Raw genomic sequence first — 18,818 nt, forward strand, 5'->3', positions numbered from 1 at the left:
TGCCTTGGCAGCAGACCATGACCCACAGGGCCTGACAATCGGCCGCGAGCCGGGGCAGGTCCTGTTCAAGAAGATCTGTGCACCTTGCCACACAGTGGGCGTAACCGACCATATCGGCCCCGATCTGCTCGGCGTCACGGACCGGCGTGACCCCAAGTGGCTTGTGGAAATGATCATGAACCCCGCCCGACTGCGCGCCAATAGAGACCCAATCCTCGCCGACCTCGACGCGAAATTCAAAGGCGTCCGCATGCCAAATCTCGGCCTGTCGGCGAGCGACGCATCGGACCTCATCTCGTATCTGGCCAGCAAAACGGTTCAGATAGAAGAATTGCGAGCCCAGCCCGAGGAAACGCATCTCCACCCCACACAAGGCGGGTCTCATCACCAGCACAAATAGGCGACCGCTTCCCACTAAAGTACGCCGCCGCCTGACCGGCTGCTTGGCTGTGAGCTTTCCGGAAGTCGCACATCGCGTCGCTGTGTGGCGCCCGGCTTGTTCAACCCGTGCCGCTACTTGCCAGCAGAGCGCAATGTCCCAAACCGGTCCACGTCAGAAAGGGATAGTGCCATGGATCAGCCTAGAGCATTGGAACTCACGAGGAACAAGACTGCCGATCCTGTGCCGTCCCCGAAAGAGCAGTGGTAAGCAGCACTCCAGGACATTTCGAGGGAACTGGCGTGCATAGATCCCACACTTGTTCGGAGGCAATTACATCGCCGGTCGATCGTGTTGTCCTACAAAGACTGATATTTGCGCCGGTCGTTCGCGACCATAGAGCACCTCGTGCAAATTCCAATAGGTCGGGGCCAGGAGTGCTAAAGCAACAATAAAGCCGATTGGAGCGCCGACGATTGCGCGCCGGAAAGCTGGTGCGAATTGTCCGTCACCCGCCGGCTCGATTGTCGCTATCACCAGCATCATTATGAGCAGACTGTGGCCGACGAGATCCATGCGTCCGAACGGCAGGACGGCTGCATTGAAAACGATCAGCAGTGCAATGGCTGACAACCGCCTGACGATAGGTGTCCAGATCAGTCCCAGGCCGAGGACAAACTCGACGACGCCTGCCATCGGCAAAAATACATCCGCCGGCATCCCCAAAGTCAGAAACGGCTTCTCCTGGGCCAGCGGATAGAACCATTCCGGATAGGCGAACTTTTCGAGACTGGAGCGCATCAGCGTAATGGCGATCGCCCAGCGCAGAAGGGTGAAGCGCCGTGCTCGCCAAGAGGTCTCCTCAAGCGAGAACAGTACGAGATAACCTGCAACACCAACGCCAAGCACAAGATAATCGAGGAGATGAAAGAGTTGATACTCATGAAGCGCCGTGCTCCAGAGCGTGAGTATCCCAATGCCGGAAAGCCACATTGTCCGGCGCGAGAAGAGACCCGCTGCGATGAATAGCTGCGCCCAACAAACCCATTGCGAATGTGTTTTTAGATCGGGAGTAAGATAGACATCGCCAATGACGAAGATTGCGATGAAGAAGGCCGCCGTTGTGGCGCGGACAAAGTCGTCAGCCCGATTCCACAAAGGTTTTGCCGCACGGTCCATGACAGCGAGGACCCTATCGGCGAAGGTGGTACGCTCGACGGCAACGGTCATGGCGAAGACCAGGACTGCAATGGCGACGGCAAGCCAGAACCAAGGCGTCGTCAATGTTTCAGTGAATGGCCTTGGCGGTGACGCTATGTCAAAGGGCGCAAACCATTTGACATGAGCCTCAGCCGCCGGGGGGCGGACCATAGACAACACTACGCTGCCAATAGTCACCACCGCAGCTTGCCCGTATTGTGTTGAGAGGAAATCGCTCCTGTTCATTCCAAAACGCTTCACAAGCATTGCAATCCCCTTTGCAGTTGCTGCTGCTAGCGAGCTGATTCTTCCCCGACAGTCCGATGGCGCACCGTGAACGCCCCTGCCTCATGTCTCGTCCGACCTGACCAGCCTTCGCTTCAATGGGCGGCCGCGCCGGCGAACAAACCTTCACCGCCGGTCCGGCCGCCTCGACGGCGCCGCACTGTTGGGTGTTCTCTTCATGTCGGTAGGATCTGTTCTCCCCGCGGGGACAGGTAGTTCCGTGCGGAACTGCGCGCCCACTCTTCGACCCAGCGCAGTCCTGAGCCGGTCCTGAAACAGATCATCCGAGATTTTGTCGCGGTGAAAAGGATCGCCTTAAACGAGCCCGACGGGAACGGCGGAAGGTCCAACGAGTTTTTCGACTTTCGTCGCAGCTGCTGTCGTACTCCCCTAGCCCCTGGGACATCATCACAGAGACTTGCAAGGGAAGAAGCAGTTGATGTGATCAATCAATCCAAGATGCGGGTATCTCCGGTAATCCCATTGCTTGTTGCGGCGGTCGTCCGGCAGCTCCTGATTCTGCAGGACACGATGGAATTTACATATCAACGGGAAAGCACCGACGTGATCGGCATGACGTATCGCGCCAACAGCTGTTAGGACAAAACGCGGTTCAAGCAGTTACCGCAGCCAGAAGACATCATACCGCTCGGATCTATCTCGGTTCATGGAAAGCAAAATTTAACCATACTTGTTCATCTTTTGTCGATCAGTCGTCAAGAAGGGGACAATCCGGGAAATCGCGCAGCGGTGGTCGATCGCCGACCTGAAGGCCTTTGCGGGATTTACTGGCTTGATATGCGTTGTGAGTAAGGTCGTTCGTCCAAAGTCTTTGCACCGTCTGTTACGCCCACTGCTGATCACGTGCTGCGGCCTCGCCTTTGCCGGTGTGGCTGCCGGGTCGGTGGCCGGCATGGTCGTGATGGGCAGCTTTTTCGCTCATGGTTCGGGCCACTTCCTGCCTAAGCCGCAACTCCATGTGGCGGAGAGAGTAAAGGAGCGCCCGTGGGTCAAGCAGGCCAGGGTCAAACAGACGCCGAGATTGGTCGCCGCCGCGGCTGAGCCTGTCGTGCTCGCAAGCCTTACCAGTGGCCGAGCGAGATTCGCCCACGGTCCCGATGTTCCCGGAGATGCCGAGACGAGCGGCAATGCAGCGCGCTTCGACGCCTTGGCGAGGCAGGCCACATTGACATCCGAGAAACCCGCGGGCCATTTCCGGGCCTCCGGTTCCGCCACGTCGCGCCCCGCGACTGCAAAGGTTGTCGGGCCTGCGCTGGAGCGGTTCGGGCCGCTGCGCGCCGGTTCGACCGATAAACCCCTGACCTCGCTCGCCTATGCCGACCCCTCGCAGAGCGGAGCGAACGGCTCTGCGTTCTCGGCGTTACTGGCGCCGCCGCTGGAGGACGACCTCGCCGCGTCAGAGGACCCCAACATCGTCGATGACCTCGCCGCCCTGCCAATCTATGAGGATACGCCGTCGTCCGGACCTCTTCCGCAGTTCCGTCCCGGTGGCAATCAAGCCCAAAAGCTTGGCGCTGAAACGGAGAGATCCGAGATCGGGCAAGCCCGAGACGGGGCAGCATCGAAGGTCGAACAAACCGCGAAGGCCGACGAGCGGGATACGCCAAAGCAGCAAAAGCTTGCTTACGCGCGGCCGAACGATCCGGCAGGGAACAGATCCGGCGGCCTCGGCCAGACCTTGCGCAGCATGTTCGGCGGTGGAACCAAGGCGGGAAATGGCGTCGCCGTCTACGACATCAGCGCCGCGAAGGTTTACATGCCCGACGGCAGCGTCCTCGAGGCCCATTCCGGCATCGGCAAGATGGCCGACAATCCCCGCTATGTGGATGTCAAGATGACCGGGCCGACCCCACCGCACACATACAATCTCAAGATGCGCGAAGCACGCTTCCATGGTGTCGAAGCGATCCGCATGCTGCCTATCGACGGAAAGAACAAGCACGGCCGCGACGGTTTCTTGACCCACAGCTACCTGCTGCGCGGCGGCCGAGCGGAATCGCATGGCTGCGTCGCCTTCAAGGACTACAGGCGTTTCCTCACCGCCTTCAAGGAGGGCAAGGTCCGGCAGATCGTCGTGGTGCCGAGCGGCGGACGCGCGGCTGGCATGCAAATGGCATCGAACGGAAAGAATACCTGACAGGCTCACCCGGCAGTCGACTGGTCGAAGGAAGAGATGGCGATCAAGGCTTTCGCCAACGAGAGGTCGGCATTAAGATCTCGCCTTCTAGAGAAGCGAGTTTAAAGCGGACCGGGAGCCCGTCATGTGCCGAAACATAAAACCCCTGTTCAATTTCGATCCACCAGCGACTGACGAGGAGATCCATGACGCAGCGGTGCAGTTCGTGCGCAAGCTGAGCGGAACGACCAAACCGTCCAAACGCAATCAGGCGACCTTCGAGCGCGCGGTCAATTCGATCGCCGCCTGCGCCCGAGAATTGCTCGATACGCTCGATACTTCGCAGCCCCCACGCAACCGCGAAGAAGAAGCAGCCAAGGCGCGCGCCAGATTGGCGCTCCGGTTCGCCTGACGAGAGCACCATCAGCCTGCCGTAAGCTCCGGGTCTCCTCCCGCTGTCTCGCCACCAACTGCCCCGGCAAGCCGCTCCGCTCACGCGAGGGATGACACCATCGCAATCAGGCGATCTGTCCCCTCACCCGCCCGGCCTCACCAGCGAGCCGGCGATATCGATGATGCCGTAGCGGTCGGGTCGTCCTTGCCCAAGGCGACACCAAGCCCGATCCTGAAGTCGACACCTCTCACCTACCGAAGCTCGAAATTGCGGTTGAGCAGATCCAGAAAATTGTTTCTAGTTGAGATTGCGGCCATAAGGTGATCCTATCTACACGTGTAGCTGAGTCCTCGCCCTCCTTTCCATTTAGAACCCGAGCGAGCCATGTCGATTTCAGATGCAATTTACCGTCCCTTTGAAACCCTGATCAGGCCCCTGGATATTCCTTACCGGCCGCTGCCGTCCAAGGGTGACCGTCCTTCTGCACTTCATATCGATGTTCCGTGGCGTGCTGATCGCGCTCGCGCTGTCATCCATGGCGATCGAGGCCATCAACCTCACCATCGTCTGGGGGCTCTCGGTCATCGTAGATGGCGTATCGCAGATGGGCGCATCCGCCTTCCTGCACAGCGAATGGCGCCTCCTGACTTTTCTCGGACTCCTGATCTTTCCGGCCATGCCGGTCGCTTCTTTTTTGCTAAACACACTCAACTCGCACACGCTCGGCGTCGGCATGCCGGCGGCGATCCAGTGGCAGGGTCACAAGGCGGTCGAGCGGCAGGATCTGGCGTTTTTCCACGACCTTTTTGCCGGACAGGTCGCTTCACGCCTGTCACAAGTATCATCCGCCGTCCAACAGCAGATCATTGCCGCCTTCCAGTCTATTCCGCGCTTCCTGCTGCAGATGGTCGGCTCCGTCATCCTGCTGAGCAGCCTGTCCTGGCAGCTCGCCCTGCCGGTCATGGTCTGGATCGCTCTCAACGTGGCACTCGCCATCAAGATGGCGCCGATCTTCGTCGAACGCTCGCGCAGCACCGCCAAGCAGCGCAGCTTGCTGGCCGGCGCCATCACCGACCTTTACACCAACATGCAAATGATCAAGCAATTCGCGGCCGAAGACAGCGAGGCTGGCGCTATCCGTCGCATCATTCAGAAAACCATACAGACGCAGCACAGGGAACAGCGCATCTACCGCACGTCAGAACTGACTGTCGTCGCGCTTAACATGGCTCTCTGGCTAGCGATGCTTTCGATTGGTTTTTCGGGCCTCGTCAATGCCTTTCTTACAGTTGGCGAGTTCGTCGGCGCGGTCTACATCCTCCAACGATTGTCCGGTCACACCTTCACCTTCTTGCAGATGGGCCAGCAGATCTTCCAGGCGATCGGGACGATCAAGGACGCGATGCCCGTGATGACGACGCCGCCGACCATCACAGATCGGCCGGAAGCGACGAGCCTCACGGTCAACAGCGGCGAGATTCGTTTCCAAGATGTCTGCTTTACGTATAAGTCCGGCAAGCCTGTCATCGACAATCTATCGCTGACGGTTCGACCCGGGGAGAAGGTGGGGCTGGTCGGCCTCTCCGGGGCCGGCAAGACCACGCTGGTGAGCCTGCTGCTGCGCTTCTACGACATCAGGCAAGGCGCGATCCTGATCGATGGGCAGGATATCCGCGATGTCACGCAGGCAAGCCTTCGCCGCAACATCGGGGTCATCGCGCAAGACGTAGCACTGTTGCACCGTTCGGTCGGCGACAATATCCGTTACGGCCGACCGGAGGCGACGCAGAACGAGGTCGAAGAGGCGGCGAAGACGGCGAGGGCCGATGTGTTCATCACCGATCTGGCGGACGGAGAAGGCCGCAAGGGTTATGGCGCTTTCGTCGGCGACCGCGGCATCAAGCTCTCGGGCGGTCAACGGCAGCGCGTCGCGATCGCCCGCGTCTTGCTGAAGGACGCGCCGATCCTAGTGCTTGACGAGGCAACCTCCGCCCTCGACAGCGAATCCGAGGCCGACATCCAGGAAAAGCTCAACCTGGTAATGGAGGGAAAGACGGTGATTGCCATCGCACACCGCCTTTCGACCATTGCCATGATGGACCGGATCGTCGTGCTCGATCAGGGGCGCATTGTGGAAGAAGGCAGGCCGGAGGAACTGATTGAACGAGACGGCTTATTTGCCCGTCTCTGGAAACGCCAGACCGGTGGTTTTATTCCTGAAGAAATCAGTTGAAGCACGCCCCTGTTCAACGCTGGCGCGGCTTCTCACAAGAACGCGTAGCGCTTGAGGAACTTGGAGCGAGTTTCGATCTCTCGAAGCGGCGCTTCGTACACCATCCCAGACGGTACGTTATGCCACTGACACGCTGAGGGGTGCACATTCTATTTTCGGCAGCCGGATGAATTCATCCGAACCCACAAACTGCAGCTTCGGCGGCACGCAACTATTCGAGAGTTCTAGAATTGCTTCTGATCTCAAGGTAACCGAGCTGCAAGCAACGGGCAAAATCGACCGTAACCAGCGATCCCGTGGAACAAAAACCTTCCGATGCGAATTACTCGCAGACCCCGTGATAGCTGGCAGTCCCCCGCACCAGCTGTCGTTGCCTTGGCCCCCTTACAGGGGCCTTTTTTTGGGGCCGCTGCCCTCGTCCCGGCTTGACGCCGAAATCTGAGCACCCGATATTTTCCCTGTCTTCTTTTCATCCCCGTTCGTATGTGAAGGAGGAACCAATGTTCATTGCAGAAATGCCATGGTCCGTGCCACTCACCGTTCGATTTCAAAACGGTACGAGCCACGTCTTCTCGTCTGTCTTCGATGCTCTTGATTTCCTCGAAAACGAGTGGCCACTGCGTCGCGGACAGCGCTACGAGCGCGCGATCAAGACGTGTCGGGGCGCTCTCCATCGGACGACCCCGGTCGCCGTCGCGCGGGAAGCGTTCATCGCAGCATGTCTTGAAGCAGGCCTGCCCGTCACCGGGACGATCGAGCCCGTGACGGCGCACCAACGCAACCGCGGCAACCGCCCAAGGGCCGCCTGATAGTCGCAGGGATCGCGGCGAACGATACTTCATCGTTCGCCGCGAATTCGCGCGAGATCCGACACCTGACTGCGATCTCTGCAATTCACCTACCAACGGCGGTTCTAAGCCCGCCATCCTCAACTTTTGCTCAGTTGGAGGCAATGATCATATCCGCTATCTTCACCTCCCCGGTGAAGGAGATAGCAGAGAAGGGAGGTCTCAATGGCTATTCACTTTGACCAGTCAGGATTTGAAATTGCCCCTGACCAAATTGATTTATTGCAGAAGATTTTTGATCAGATTTGCTTTGAGGCACATATTTCGCGCCAGGATGTTCGAGCCGGTCGGCTCGCAAAATTCCTCATGGATGAACTCAGGGTCGGCAATGCTGATGAACTCGCGCTGATCGAATGCGGCCGCTGGTTCTGTAGACGGGCCGGCTCAACGCACGGAAGAAGCTACGAGCAGCATCGGATGCGGACGGAGCATTAAACCAGGCCACCTCACAAAAAATGCGGCCCCGCTGCGGAGCATCGAGGCCGCGGAAATTGTGCAACGACGAACCAACGCCCTTTGGGCGTAGTTGGCGTGTGGCACGATCTGGCCCCGCGCTTGCGCCATCCTGCAGCAGCATTTTCGAATATCCGATTTTGTACGGCCGTCACCCCTGCCCAACAATGGCGTCCACTATGCGCCGGATTGTCCCGGCGAGGCTGACGCCCACAGCCATCGCGGCAAGCCTTGACAGGTGTCGCAGGCCAATGGATGCGGCCACCGGCGCCGCATCCATGCCTCGTTCGGGGTCAGGCCTCGATGAAGGCGAGCAGGTCGCCATTGAGGACGTCGGCATTGATCGTCAGCATGCCGTGCGAGAAGCGCGGATAGGTCTTCAGCGTGCCATTCTTCAGGAGCTTGATGGCCTTGAGCGCAGAGTCGGCGATCGGGACGATCTGGTCATCCTCGCCATGCAGGACAAGCGTCGGCACGCCGATTGCCTTCAGATCCTCCGTCTGGTCGGTTTCCGAAAAGGCCTTGATGCCCTCGTAATGGGCTTTCGCACTGCCCATCATGCCTTGCCGCCACCAATTCTGGATCACGCCTTCCTGCACTGTCGCACCGTCGCGATTGAAGCCGTAGAACGGGCCGGCGGGGACGTCGCGGAAGAACTGTGCCCGATTGGCAGCCAACGCGGACCGGAAGCCGTCGAAGACTTCGATCGGCAGACCTTCGGGGTTCGACGCCGTCTTGAGCATCAGTGGAGGTACGGCTGAAACCAGCACTGCCTTTGCGACGCGGCCTGCCGGTTCGCCGTGTTTGGCAACATAGCGGGCAACCTCGCCGCCACCGGTGGAATGGCCGATATGGACGACATTCTTCAGATCGAGCGCTTCGACGACTGCAAAGGCGTCGGCGGCATAGTGATCCATATCGTGCCCTTCGGAGACCTGTGCCGAGCGGCCATGACCACGGCGGTCGTGGGCAACGACGCGGTACCCCTTCGACAGGAAGAACAACATCTGCGCATCCCAATCGTCGGAGCTAAGCGGCCAGCCGTGATGGAACATGATCGGCTGCGCGTCCTTCGGACCCCAATCCTTGTAGAAGATTTCGGTTCCGTCTGCGGTGGTAACAAAGCCCATGGTCTTTCTCCTTTGCCTGGATGGATAGTGGTTGCTGCGGCGGATGTTGGGAAGTTGGGAAGCGTGATGGTCGTCGGCAGGATCCCGCCTGCAAGAATGCTTCACGGCGACTGATGAGGAAAGGTCGAAGTTACGGTGGATCTCCTGCATACTGTAGCGCGCTTGTTTTGCGGTATTGCGATTGTCTATGCAGGAATATTGGACCGGGGCGTGCACGCGAACAATTGCAATAATAATAACGAATGAGTTGCCATATTTGCAATAAAAGGAGGCGGCCGAAGCCGCCCCATGGGTTATGCCGATACGCTGCCCGGCCGGTTGATCGTGAGGAAATGCCTGACGACGGGTCTCTCCGGCCCGGAGTGATAGGCAATCACCTTGCCCTGTAGATCGGCATCTGCCAGCGACACGCGCTTGTGCTGTCTGAGATGTTCCGCCCAGGATTCGACCATGAACCACTCGACCATCTTTTCCGGATCGGCCGCATCCTCGGTTACGCCCCAGCCATAAGCGCCATCGCGGCGTCGTTCGTGAGACAGTTCATCAAGCGCGTGCAGGAATGCGGTGCGCTGATGCTTCTCGACATGGTACTCGATCAGGATCAGAACGGGGCCGCGGTCATGCGGGACCGGTTCCGCGACGAGCGGCTCCGGCCAATGGTTTGACGGGACCAGATCGGCATCACCCGAAGGCAACTTGATACGGTGCATGATCAGTCCAGCCACGAACAATCCGCACGCACCGATCAGCAAGGTGCCCGAGACACCGGCAACTTCGCCGACGGCACCCCAACCGAGGCTCCCGGCAGTCATCGCACCGTTGAAGACGGTCAGATAGACGGCGAGCCCGCGCCCCCGTACCCAGTTCGGCAGGACCGCCTGAGCGGCACCATTCAGGGTAGTCAGGGCCGTGATCCATGCAGCACCGAGGAAGAGCAAAATGACGACGGCAAGCCATTGCGGCGGCGCCAGCGACAGCGCTGCCATGACCAGCGCCGCCACGAGCGCAGACCCGAACAACAGGCCGTCGGCGCCGAAATGTTGGCGCAGCCTCGGCATGACGAGGGCGCCGCCGATCGCACCGGCACCAACCGAGCCAAGCAGGATACCGTAGAAACTGGCGTCACCGCCGAGCAGCTGGCGCGCCACCAGCGGAAGCAGCGCCCAGACCGCACTGGCAAAGGCGAAGAAGACGGCGGCCCTCAGCAGGACGACATGCAACGACCGGCTGGCACGGGTGTAGCGCAGCCCCGCCCGGAATGCCCCGAAAAACCCTTCCGAAAGCGCGTCATTCGCTTCCTTGGCGCGCGGCCACCAGACCAGCGCCGCAATGACGAGCACGTAGGACGCCACGTCCGCGCCGTAAGTGACGGCGGCACCGAAGGAGGCAAGCAGCAGCCCGCCTGCGGCTGGACCGATGGAACGTGCGATGTTGATACCCAGCGAATTCAGAGCGACTGCGCCCTTCACATCTTCGCGCGGCACGAGTTCAGGAACGATCGCCTGCCATGTCGGTCCCATGAGGGCCGCACCGATACCGCCCATGAAAGTCAGGGCGATCAATGCGCTGACCGACAATAGGCCCAGATGGGACAACGCCATCAGCGTTATGCTGACACTGGCGAGCAGAAGCTGAACGGCGATGAGGAATTTTCGCCGGTCGAGGATATCAGAGAGAACGCCGGCCGGGATTGCCAACAGGAAGATCGGCAACGTACCGGCCGCCTGCACCATGGCCACGGCCGCAGGCGCGGCGGAGAGATCCGTCATCAGCCAGGAGCTGGCGACATCGCGCATGAAGCTGCCGGTGTTGCCGAGAACCGTTGCCGCCCAGAGGACCGCGAAGACGGGCTGGCGAAGCGGGGCAAAGCTGCCGCCTGAGGATTTTGAGGCGCTCATTTGCTCGCTCCTTTGGTGATATCGATTGCTGCGACGAGGATGAAGGCGCCGGCGAGGCCCAGATGCTCGAAGAAGGCATTGGTCGCCATCATCCGCTCCATGCCCGGTGCAATCTCCCAGAACCGAAGAGCGATGAAGGTCGCGAGAACCGTGAAAGCGGCTAGAGCCAACGCGCCCAACCAACGCAGGAAACCGGAGACAACCATGGCAGAGGCAGCAAGCTCGAATGCGATGACGGCAACGGCGAACAGGCCTGCCGGATGAAGGCTGAAATGCTCCATTTCGGCAATCGCGCCGGGGAAGTCGAAGATTTTGGTCAGCGGCCCCTGAACATAGGCCGCGCACAGCGCGAGAAGCGCGATGGTCCGCGTGACGGGTGACGCGGCAGCCCGTTCAAGAAACCCGCCGGGGCGATTGGTGAAAAAAGAACGATCGGTCATTTCTGCTCCTGCGATCTTCGCCGTTCGATAAGAGCGACGGTGTGTTCGTCTGATGGAGGCTATGTTGCCCGGGAAGATTGCCGCTAACAATTGCAGTAATAGTTTAGATTTAATTGCGGTTCTTGCAACAATATCCCGTAAGACAGGAAAGTCGGCTTCCATGCTACGGCGACATGGGCTCGGGAAGAACGGGCAGCAACAATTTGCTGCCCGTTCAATGCTTCATGACTTGGCTGCGTTTCACACGGCCCAGCAGGAGCAACCAAGCGCACCGAAGAAGCCCTTGAGATCGGCGATCGGCAGCTTCGACGTCCAGGCGCCGGCATGGTCATGGCCATGCACGCCGCAGTCGTGGGCACAGCCGCATGTCGAGATTGCCGTGCGGCGGAGCGAGCGCTTGCCTGCGCCTTCCGGTTCACCCCAAGCGGCGTATCCGCCGAACGCGCGCACCGGCGACCAATCCGGCATGGCAGGCGGTACGTCGTTTTCATCGAGTGCCTTGAAGTCACCGGCACCGTAGACGATCTTGCCGCCCACCATGGTGAGGTCCGAGGTCAGGAAGGAAATCTCGTCTTCGGCGCAGGAAAAGAAATCCTTGTCCGGCACGACGAGGTCGGCGAACTGCCCCTTCTCGATGCGGCCCTTCTTGCCCTCCTCGTTGGAAAACCAGGTGACTTTTTCCGTCCACATGCGCAGCGCCGTCTCGCGATCGAGGCAATTGGCACGCGGATAGAGTTGCATGCCGCCGACGGTCTTGCCCGTTACCATCCAGGAGAGCGAGACCCAAGGGTTATAGGAGGCGACGCGCGTCGCATCCGTGCCGGCCGAGACGTTGACGCCCTTCTCGAGCATGCGCTTGATCGGCGGCGTCGCTTCGGCAACGCCATGGCCATAACGCTCGACGAAATACTCGCCCTGGTAGGCCATGCGATGCTGGGTGGCGATGCCGCCGCCGAGAGCGGCGATCCGATCTATGGAGCGATCCGAGATGGTTTCGGCATGGTCGAAGAACCAGTTCAGTCCTTCGAGCGGGATGTCCTTGTCGACCTTTTCGAAGACGTCGAGCGCGCGGCTGATGGTTTCGTCATAGGTGGCGTGAAGGCGCCAGGGCCAGCGGTTCTCGGCCAGCACACGAACGACCTCCTCGAGTTCGCCTTCCATTTCCGGAGCCATCTCCGGCCGGGGTTGGCGGAAGTCTTCGAAGTCCGCAGCGGAGAAGACCAGCATCTCGCCCGCGCCGTTGTGACGGAAGTAGTCATTGCCCTGCTTGTATTTGACCGACTGGGTCCAGTTCAGGAAATCCTGCTTCTCTTCTTTCGGCTTCTGGGTGAAGAGATTGTAGGCAAGGCGAACGGTCAGCTGATCTTCATCGGAAAGTTTCTGGATGACGGCATAGTCATCGGGATAATTCTGGAAACCGCCCCCGGCATCGATAACGCCGGTGATCCCCAACCGGTTCAGCTCGCGCATGAAATGGCGGGTGGAGTTGACCTGATAGTCGAAGGGCAGCTTCGGCCCCTTGGCAAGCGTTGAATAAAGGATCCCCGCATTCGGCTTGGCAAGCAGCATGCCGGTCGGATTGCCGTTTGCGTCGCGAGTGATCTCGCCGCCCGGCGGGTTCGGCGTGTCCTTGGTGTAGCCGACGGCGCGAAGCGCTGCCCCATTCAACAAGGCACGGTCGTAAAGATGCAAAAGGAACACGGGCGTATCAGGCGCGACCGCGTTGATCTCCTCGATGGTCGGCAGACGCTTTTCGGCAAACTGGTGTTCGGTGAAGCCGCCGACGACGCGAACCCATTGCGGGGCGGGCGTGATCGCCACCTGTCGCTTCAGCATGTCCATGGCGTCGGCAAGGCTGCGAACGCCGTCCCACCGTAGTTCCATGTTGTAGTTCAGGCCGCCACGCACCACGTGGGTATGGTTGTCGATCAGTCCCGGCAGCACCCGTTTGCCTTTCAGATCGATGACTTTCGTTCCCGGTCCGGCCAGGGCCATGACCTCACCGTCGGTGCCGACCTTCATGAACAGGCCATCCTTGATGGCGATCGCGGTGGCATTCGGGTTGGCGCGATCGAGCGTGGTAATCAACCCGCTGTGAAGAACGATATCTGCGTGCATGAGAGCGGCTCCGGTCTTGCTGGGATCGGCGGCATTTGCCGGTGAAAACAGGCTGGGAAAGGCGAGGCTCGTCGCAGCGCCTAGAAAGGTTCGGCGCGTCGTCATCAGCTTTTCTCCTCTGGCGATTGTCCGCTGATGGTGGCTACGTTCACCGCGTTGACGCCACCCTTCGGCAAGTGGCCGAACATGTGCGGCTTGACCTGGTGTAACCAGGATAGAGCGGCTGGCTCGCGGCCCCAGACGCCCTTTGCCAGCGGCACGAGCTGCTCGCCGACAAGGATGCCGAGCAGCCCGATGAGGGCGACGACGGGCGGGGCGGGCGAGCGCACGTTCAGCAGGCTGTAGACCACGCCCACCAGCAGGCCGGCACCGAGTGACAGAAGATAGACTTTCATGGGGTAACCTCGCGTCGTGAAAGAAAGGTCGCTCCGGCAGCAAGCGCCCTGCCGGAGCGATCGGCGGTGGTTACTTGGCGGGATTCGGGCCGATCCGCTTGCCGTGGCTGACGCGCTCCGTGCCACCATGGACATGCGTTACCGCGTAGTCGATGCCCATGCCGTAAGCGCCGGAATGCTCTTTCACGAGGGAAGTGACCGCGTCGTAGGTTTCCTTGCGTGCCCAGTCGCGCTGCCACTCGAGCAGGACCTGCTGCCAGGTGACCGGAACGACACCCGCCTGCACCATGCGGTCCATCGCATATTTGTGTGCATCGACCGACGTGCCGCCGGAAGCATCTGCGACCATGTAGATCTCATAGTCGGTGTCATTCATGCAGGAGAGCGCGAATGTCGTGTTGCAGACCTCGGTCCACAGACCAGCGACGACGATCTTCTTGCGACCGTCCGCAGCGTTTTTCGCAAGAGCGTCGCGCACATTCTGGTCGTCCCAGGAGTTCATCGAGGTGCGCTCGAGAATATCGTTTTCGGGGAAGACGCCGAGCAGTTCGGGATAGGTGTTGCCCGAGAAGCTGTCGGTCTCGACTGTTGTGATCGTCGTCGGGATGTTGAAGATTTTTGCAGCCTTGGCGAGGCCAACGACATTGTTCTTCAGGGTCTGCCGGTCAATCGACTGGACGCCGAAGGCCATCTGCGGCTGCTGGTCGATGAAGATGAGCTGGCTGTTCTGCGGGGTCAGGACTTCGAGTTTGCTGGACATTGGGTCTCTCCTTCGTGAGTTATGTGCCGTTTGGGCGGCGGGCTGGGAACTGAATAGGCTCGGCCGACCGGACGATGGTGTTTCCGCAGTTCGTCCGAAGCCTCAAGGTGGAAGAGGGGCGGACCGCCTGGGGCGGACCGCGGGCGTTTGTCTGCTATGCTGCAAGCGGAGCCAGGCCTGCCTCAATCCGGTCGCGCAAGGGTTCGTAGCGTTGGGGCAGCATCAGCGCCTCTCCGAGATGCGCGGTGTCCTCGTCACGATTGAACCCTGGCTCGTTGGTTGCGATTTCGAACAGGACACCGCCGGGGCTGCGGAAATAGATCGCCCAGAAGTAGTCGCGGTCGATGACCGGCGTGACCTGATAGCCCGTATCCATTAACGCCTTGCGAACCTCAAGCTGCGACGCCCGGTCAGCCACAGCAAATGCGATATGGTGTACCGAGCCGGCCCCCTGGCGAGCGAACGGCGTTTGCGGCAGCGCCTCGAGATCAATCGTATCGGCGCCGTTGCCGTTGGGGATCATCATACGCGTGATGTTGCCTTCCTTTTCTGCTCGCTCGTAGCCCATGAAACCGAGAAGCTCTTCCATCGCTGCGGTATCGTGCAGGCTCAATCTTGCGCCGGCAAAACCACGGATGGCAGCACCGGCCGGCACGCCCGCGGCGGACCAGGGAGAGCGAGTATCTTCGGCCTTTTCGACCAGCGCCAATCCGTCACCGTCCGGGCCGCTGAACCGCAGGCGGTTGGCACCAAAGATCGTGTCGGCCTTGATGCCGCCGACACCCTGCGATATCAACCGGTCCTTCCAGTAGGTCAGCGACCCCTTAGGAACCGAAAACTGCGTCTCGCCAACTTCTCCGACGCCGGGACGGCCGCGCATCATGTGATCGAATGGGAAGTATGTCATCACCGTTCCGGCAGCGCCCGTTTCGTCGCCATAGTAGAGGTGGTAGATGCTCGGCTCGTCGAAGTTGACGGTCTTCTTCACCCTTCGCAGACCGAGAGTGTCCGTGAAGAACGTGTTGTTCCGCCCGGCGTCCGATGCCATGGACGTCACGTGATGAAGTCCTTTGATATCCTTGATCATGACCGTGTTTCCTGCGTTTTGTCTGGTCTTGGTTGCTGAAAACAAATCTACGCAGATTGTCAGAACGACGGAATTGCAATATTAATTTCGAATGAATTGCGATTTTTGAAACAATGAGATGAACGACTACAAAGCTCTTCGCACCTTCCTGATGGCCGCCGAAAAGAGGAATTTCGCGCAGGTGGCCCGCGAGCTTGACATGACGCCCGCGGCGGTGACGCGAGCGATCGCCGCGCTTGAAGCTGATCTTGGTGTTCAGCTGTTCGTTCGAACCACCAGGCAAGTGTCGCTCACAACGGACGGCGCAATTTTCGCCGCCCAGATTCAGCCTGCAATGGAAACGCTCGAGAGCGCGCGACGTGACGTGATGAACGCCAACAAGGCCGATGAAGGTCGCCTCAGGATCAGCGCTCCGACGTGGCTGGGGAAAACCTTTCTGCCTGTCATCCTGTCGGGATTCAAGGAACTCTATCCGAAGATATGCTTTGAGGTCGTCCTGTCGGACGGACTCGTGAATATCGTCAACGATGACTATGATCTGGCGATCCGCATCTCTTCGCAGCCTTCCGACAAGTTCACCATCTGGCGGAAGATATGCACCATACCGCGCATCCTGGTCGCAGCACCCGGCAGTCGATTCGCCGCCCTCAACCATCCCGGCGAACTGACGCCCGAAGAGTGCCTCGCTTACAGTGGCGAGAGCCGTCGGGAAAACTGGGTTCTCTCGGACGGCGGTTCATCCGTGACAATATCAGCGGGTCGCGCGTTCAGCGCCAACAGCGGCGAGATTCTCGCTGACATGGCGGCAGACGGTGCGGGCGTGGCGCTGCTTCCCGGCTTTCATATCGCCGAACATCTGCGGACCGGACGCCTCGTCCATGCATTCAAGGGATGGGCGCCGCAAGATCTGTGGCTGACCCTTTACTATCCACCCTATCAGGCGCTGCCGCCGCGCATCGCCTCATTCTCGAAGTTCTTTGAGCAGCAGATTCTGGGAGTTGTGATTCCAGTTCACTGACCTCCGCAGGCGTCGTTGGCTCCGCCATCGAATTTCAGCCACGTGGTGAAACGATGCTGCGCGACGTTCCTGGAACGTTGGCACATATACTCCGCAACGGTCGCGCCGTAAGTCTGGATTTCCCGCAAGACAACGTTCCCGCGAACTGAAACGCCTCGAACGATGAGGGAACATCCACAGGACGAAACGGGGAAACCTAGCCCTGGATTAGCTCGCATGGAGGAGGAACAATTAATGATTGCGGCCACCGCGTGCGCTCGTAAAACGCTGGCGCGCGGATCAATTGTTAGGCAACAAAAAAGCCGAGGCGCGTTGCCTTCGGCCTCTTTTTTCTTCGCTATTAGAGCTCGTTCCAGTACATCCTTGATCAGAAGCCGGAAGCAATGTGCGATTAACAGCGTCGAATTCCGTCGCGCTCGGCAAAGGTGCTTATAGTAACTTTACAGGCACGATAGTCGTTCGGACTGCCCGAAAGCACCGAGAGCTGTCCGGCTCAGCCGCGGCAGCTCAGGTGGCGCTCTCATCAATAGTATGGCGAAATGCACTCCTGGCGTGGCCCGTAATAGGGCTGAAACGTGTTGTCGTAGGCGCTGTATGAACGGTAGCGGTTGTAACACCATTCGACGTGGGCTGAACTGGCGTTCGAATAGGCCCGGCGGGGTGGCGACGCGATCGCACCACCGATGGCTAACCCTGCCCCGAATGCGGCCAGAGGATACCACCATCCATCATTATGCCGACGGTAGCCGTCCCGTCGATAACCATGATAGCCGTTGTAATAGCCGTATCGTGGGCCCGAATTGTAACGAGGATTGCTGTATCCGCGCGAGTGCGGCGGACCACCATAGTGACCGGGCTTGTGATGGATCAGCTCCGCAGCCTGGAAATTCGGGGGATTCACCGACATTGGAGATATAGGCAATGCCTGTGCCGATACCGCCGTGAGGGCCGTGGCAACTGCAACTAGCACTGCACCTATCTTTTTCATGACATCACCCAACAGTTTTTCGTCAGGTCATTTTCCAGTGAATGTCATGAACACAGCATGAACAGCGCTCGGTTCGCCAGAAACTTGCGCCAACAACCGCCAACCTTCACTTTAAGCTGCCATTGAACGGGGCTCCGTTCTGCGCTGCGCCCCGAGTGTGATGCTCTCGCTTCACGTGCCCACGCCACCTTGCGCGCTGCAAGGGGCCAATGAGACGGCCCGGCTCAGGGCCCCATGACGTTTTCGACTTCCGGTGCCACCACAAAAATAGCGCTCACCTCCCTGCCGAACTCAATGGTAGCTAAACACGAATGCGCTTGATGATCGCAGCATGGGCGTTGAGGCACGCCAGAAATACGAGCACAAGCAGGACGAGCCCTGTCGGCGATCTCAGCACGACCGACCAGCTACTGGCCGGAAGCTGAGAGAATGAAGTGCTGGCAAGCCCTGCGCCGTTTCCTGAGATCTGGATTATCGCAAGCCCTGCGGCGATGAGCGCGACATGGGCGTGAACGAAGCGCAGTCGTAGATATTGTTCCGGGCGCACGGCGAGATAGGCACCAACCGCAGCGCCGACGATGAGCATCGCGACCGCGCCCCAGAATGCCGGATCCGGAGCGGAGACGAGGGCGAGCACGAGTGTGCGCGTCGAGGGCACCATGGTCATATACACGCCCCAGGCGAGTGCGCTGGACGGAGCGTTTGCGACCAGCGCGACGCTGACAAGGGAGAGGGCGGCGGCCCCGTAGACCGCGCAAGGCCCTAGCCGAATGACCGTCATTACCGAGGCTCGCATGTTTCGATTCCTATCCCCTGCACGCGCCGAGCAAGAAAATATAAGATGACGCTTAATTGAGGCTTACTGAGGTGCAGCTACTCGGATGAGAATCGGCCCCTCTGCTTTTACTACTCCCGCCGCCTCTTATTTGTCGTCATCGAGCAGACGGCTATCGTGCTGACAAGACCGGAGCGAAAAACGGAGCTTCGAGCTCGTCGTCATGTGTCTCTTTATTGCGACTCACAATTTCAATTCTTTCTTTATTAGTTATTTTTCC

At 59.6% G+C, this 18,818-nt stretch carries 16 protein-coding genes and 2 pseudogenes; 7 read left to right on the forward strand and 11 right to left on the reverse strand.

What is annotated here, in order from left to right; all coding sequences use genetic code 11:
- Nucleotides 1-400: c-type cytochrome (locus AC244_RS22260; RefSeq protein WP_152976057.1), on the forward strand; the 400-nt coding region annotated here is incomplete at its 5' end.
- Nucleotides 401-712: 312 nt separating this feature from the next.
- Here the strand turns inward: AC244_RS22260 and AC244_RS22265 are convergent.
- Nucleotides 713-1,846 (reverse strand): DoxX family membrane protein, encoded by a 1,134-nt coding sequence (locus tag AC244_RS22265; protein ID WP_053251014.1) that lies wholly within the window; start codon nucleotides 1,844-1,846, stop codon nucleotides 713-715.
- Nucleotides 1,847-2,669: 823 nt separating this feature from the next.
- Between AC244_RS22265 and AC244_RS22270 the strand changes: the two genes are divergently transcribed.
- Together AC244_RS22270 and AC244_RS22275 are read left to right on the forward strand one after the other, a co-directional pair.
- The gene (locus AC244_RS22270) at nucleotides 2,670-4,022 is read left to right on the forward strand and encodes a tlde1 domain-containing protein (RefSeq protein ID WP_234717001.1); all 1,353 of its coding nucleotides are present in this window, start codon (nucleotides 2,670-2,672) and stop codon (nucleotides 4,020-4,022) included.
- Nucleotides 4,023-4,146: 124 nt separating this feature from the next.
- Nucleotides 4,147-4,413 (forward strand): DUF2277 domain-containing protein, encoded by a 267-nt coding sequence (locus AC244_RS22275; protein ID WP_053251015.1) that lies wholly within the window; start codon nucleotides 4,147-4,149, stop codon nucleotides 4,411-4,413.
- 123 nt (nucleotides 4,414-4,536) lie between these two features.
- Here the strand turns inward: AC244_RS22275 and AC244_RS38205 are convergent.
- Nucleotides 4,537-4,676 (reverse strand): annotated as a pseudogene (locus AC244_RS38205) (LysR family transcriptional regulator); the annotation flags it as partial.
- A gap of 103 nt (nucleotides 4,677-4,779) precedes the next feature.
- Between AC244_RS38205 and AC244_RS22280 the strand changes: the two are divergent.
- The 3 genes and pseudogenes from AC244_RS22280 to AC244_RS22290 all read left to right on the forward strand — a co-directional run bounded on the left by AC244_RS22280 (nucleotide 4,780) and on the right by AC244_RS22290 (nucleotide 7,911).
- Nucleotides 4,780-6,628, forward strand: a pseudogene (locus tag AC244_RS22280) (ABC transporter ATP-binding protein).
- Between the two features lie 500 nt (nucleotides 6,629-7,128).
- Nucleotides 7,129-7,437, forward strand: coding sequence for a DUF982 domain-containing protein (locus AC244_RS22285; protein WP_053251016.1), 309 nt, complete (start codon nucleotides 7,129-7,131; stop codon nucleotides 7,435-7,437).
- Between the two features lie 204 nt (nucleotides 7,438-7,641).
- On the forward strand, nucleotides 7,642-7,911 hold the full coding sequence (locus AC244_RS22290; RefSeq protein ID WP_053251017.1) for a hypothetical protein: 270 nt from the start codon (nucleotides 7,642-7,644) through the stop codon (nucleotides 7,909-7,911).
- A 311-nt stretch (nucleotides 7,912-8,222) separates the two neighbouring features.
- On the opposite strand, the gene AC244_RS22295 is transcribed toward AC244_RS22290, so the two are convergent.
- From AC244_RS22295 to AC244_RS22325, 7 genes are all read right to left on the reverse strand, one after another.
- On the reverse strand, nucleotides 8,223-9,059 hold the full coding sequence (locus tag AC244_RS22295; protein ID WP_053251018.1) for an alpha/beta fold hydrolase: 837 nt from the start codon (nucleotides 9,057-9,059) through the stop codon (nucleotides 8,223-8,225).
- A 293-nt stretch (nucleotides 9,060-9,352) separates the two neighbouring features.
- Nucleotides 9,353-10,957: an MFS transporter gene (locus AC244_RS22300; RefSeq protein WP_053251019.1), complete on the reverse strand. Its 1,605-nt coding sequence runs from the start codon at nucleotides 10,955-10,957 to the stop codon at nucleotides 9,353-9,355.
- On the reverse strand, nucleotides 10,954-11,397 hold the full coding sequence (locus AC244_RS22305; protein ID WP_053251020.1) for a DoxX family protein: 444 nt from the start codon (nucleotides 11,395-11,397) through the stop codon (nucleotides 10,954-10,956). The genes AC244_RS22300 and AC244_RS22305 overlap by 4 nt, the downstream gene beginning before the upstream one ends.
- 240 nt (nucleotides 11,398-11,637) lie before the next feature.
- Nucleotides 11,638-13,620 (reverse strand): amidohydrolase, encoded by a 1,983-nt coding sequence (locus AC244_RS22310; RefSeq protein WP_053251021.1) that lies wholly within the window; start codon nucleotides 13,618-13,620, stop codon nucleotides 11,638-11,640.
- Nucleotides 13,620-13,910 (reverse strand): XapX domain-containing protein, encoded by a 291-nt coding sequence (locus AC244_RS22315; RefSeq protein ID WP_053251022.1) that lies wholly within the window; start codon nucleotides 13,908-13,910, stop codon nucleotides 13,620-13,622. The genes AC244_RS22310 and AC244_RS22315 overlap by 1 nt, the downstream gene beginning before the upstream one ends.
- 70 nt (nucleotides 13,911-13,980) lie before the next feature.
- Complete coding sequence (locus AC244_RS22320; RefSeq protein ID WP_053251023.1) at nucleotides 13,981-14,670, reverse strand: hydrolase; 690 nt, start codon at nucleotides 14,668-14,670, stop codon at nucleotides 13,981-13,983.
- A gap of 154 nt (nucleotides 14,671-14,824) precedes the next feature.
- Nucleotides 14,825-15,757, reverse strand: a complete 933-nt coding sequence (locus AC244_RS22325; RefSeq protein ID WP_053251024.1) for a VOC family protein — start codon at nucleotides 15,755-15,757, stop codon at nucleotides 14,825-14,827.
- Between the two features lie 118 nt (nucleotides 15,758-15,875).
- Between AC244_RS22325 and AC244_RS22330 the strand changes: the two genes are divergently transcribed.
- Entirely contained in the window at nucleotides 15,876-16,775 is a 900-nt protein-coding gene (locus tag AC244_RS22330; RefSeq protein WP_053251025.1) for a LysR family transcriptional regulator, read from the forward strand.
- A 523-nt stretch (nucleotides 16,776-17,298) separates the two neighbouring features.
- Here AC244_RS22330 and AC244_RS35575 read toward each other — a convergent pair.
- The gene (locus tag AC244_RS35575; protein ID WP_082367044.1) at nucleotides 17,299-17,763 is read right to left on the reverse strand and encodes a BA14K family protein; all 465 of its coding nucleotides are present in this window, start codon (nucleotides 17,761-17,763) and stop codon (nucleotides 17,299-17,301) included.
- 301 nt (nucleotides 17,764-18,064) lie between these two features.
- The gene (locus AC244_RS22335; RefSeq protein ID WP_063934137.1) at nucleotides 18,065-18,559 is read right to left on the reverse strand and encodes a hypothetical protein; all 495 of its coding nucleotides are present in this window, start codon (nucleotides 18,557-18,559) and stop codon (nucleotides 18,065-18,067) included.
- Between the last annotated feature and the right edge of the window lie 259 nt (nucleotides 18,560-18,818).

Source organism: Ensifer adhaerens, assembly GCF_001270265.1.
In the GTDB taxonomy this organism is placed as follows: domain Bacteria; phylum Pseudomonadota; class Alphaproteobacteria; order Rhizobiales; family Rhizobiaceae; genus Ensifer; species Ensifer adhaerens_B.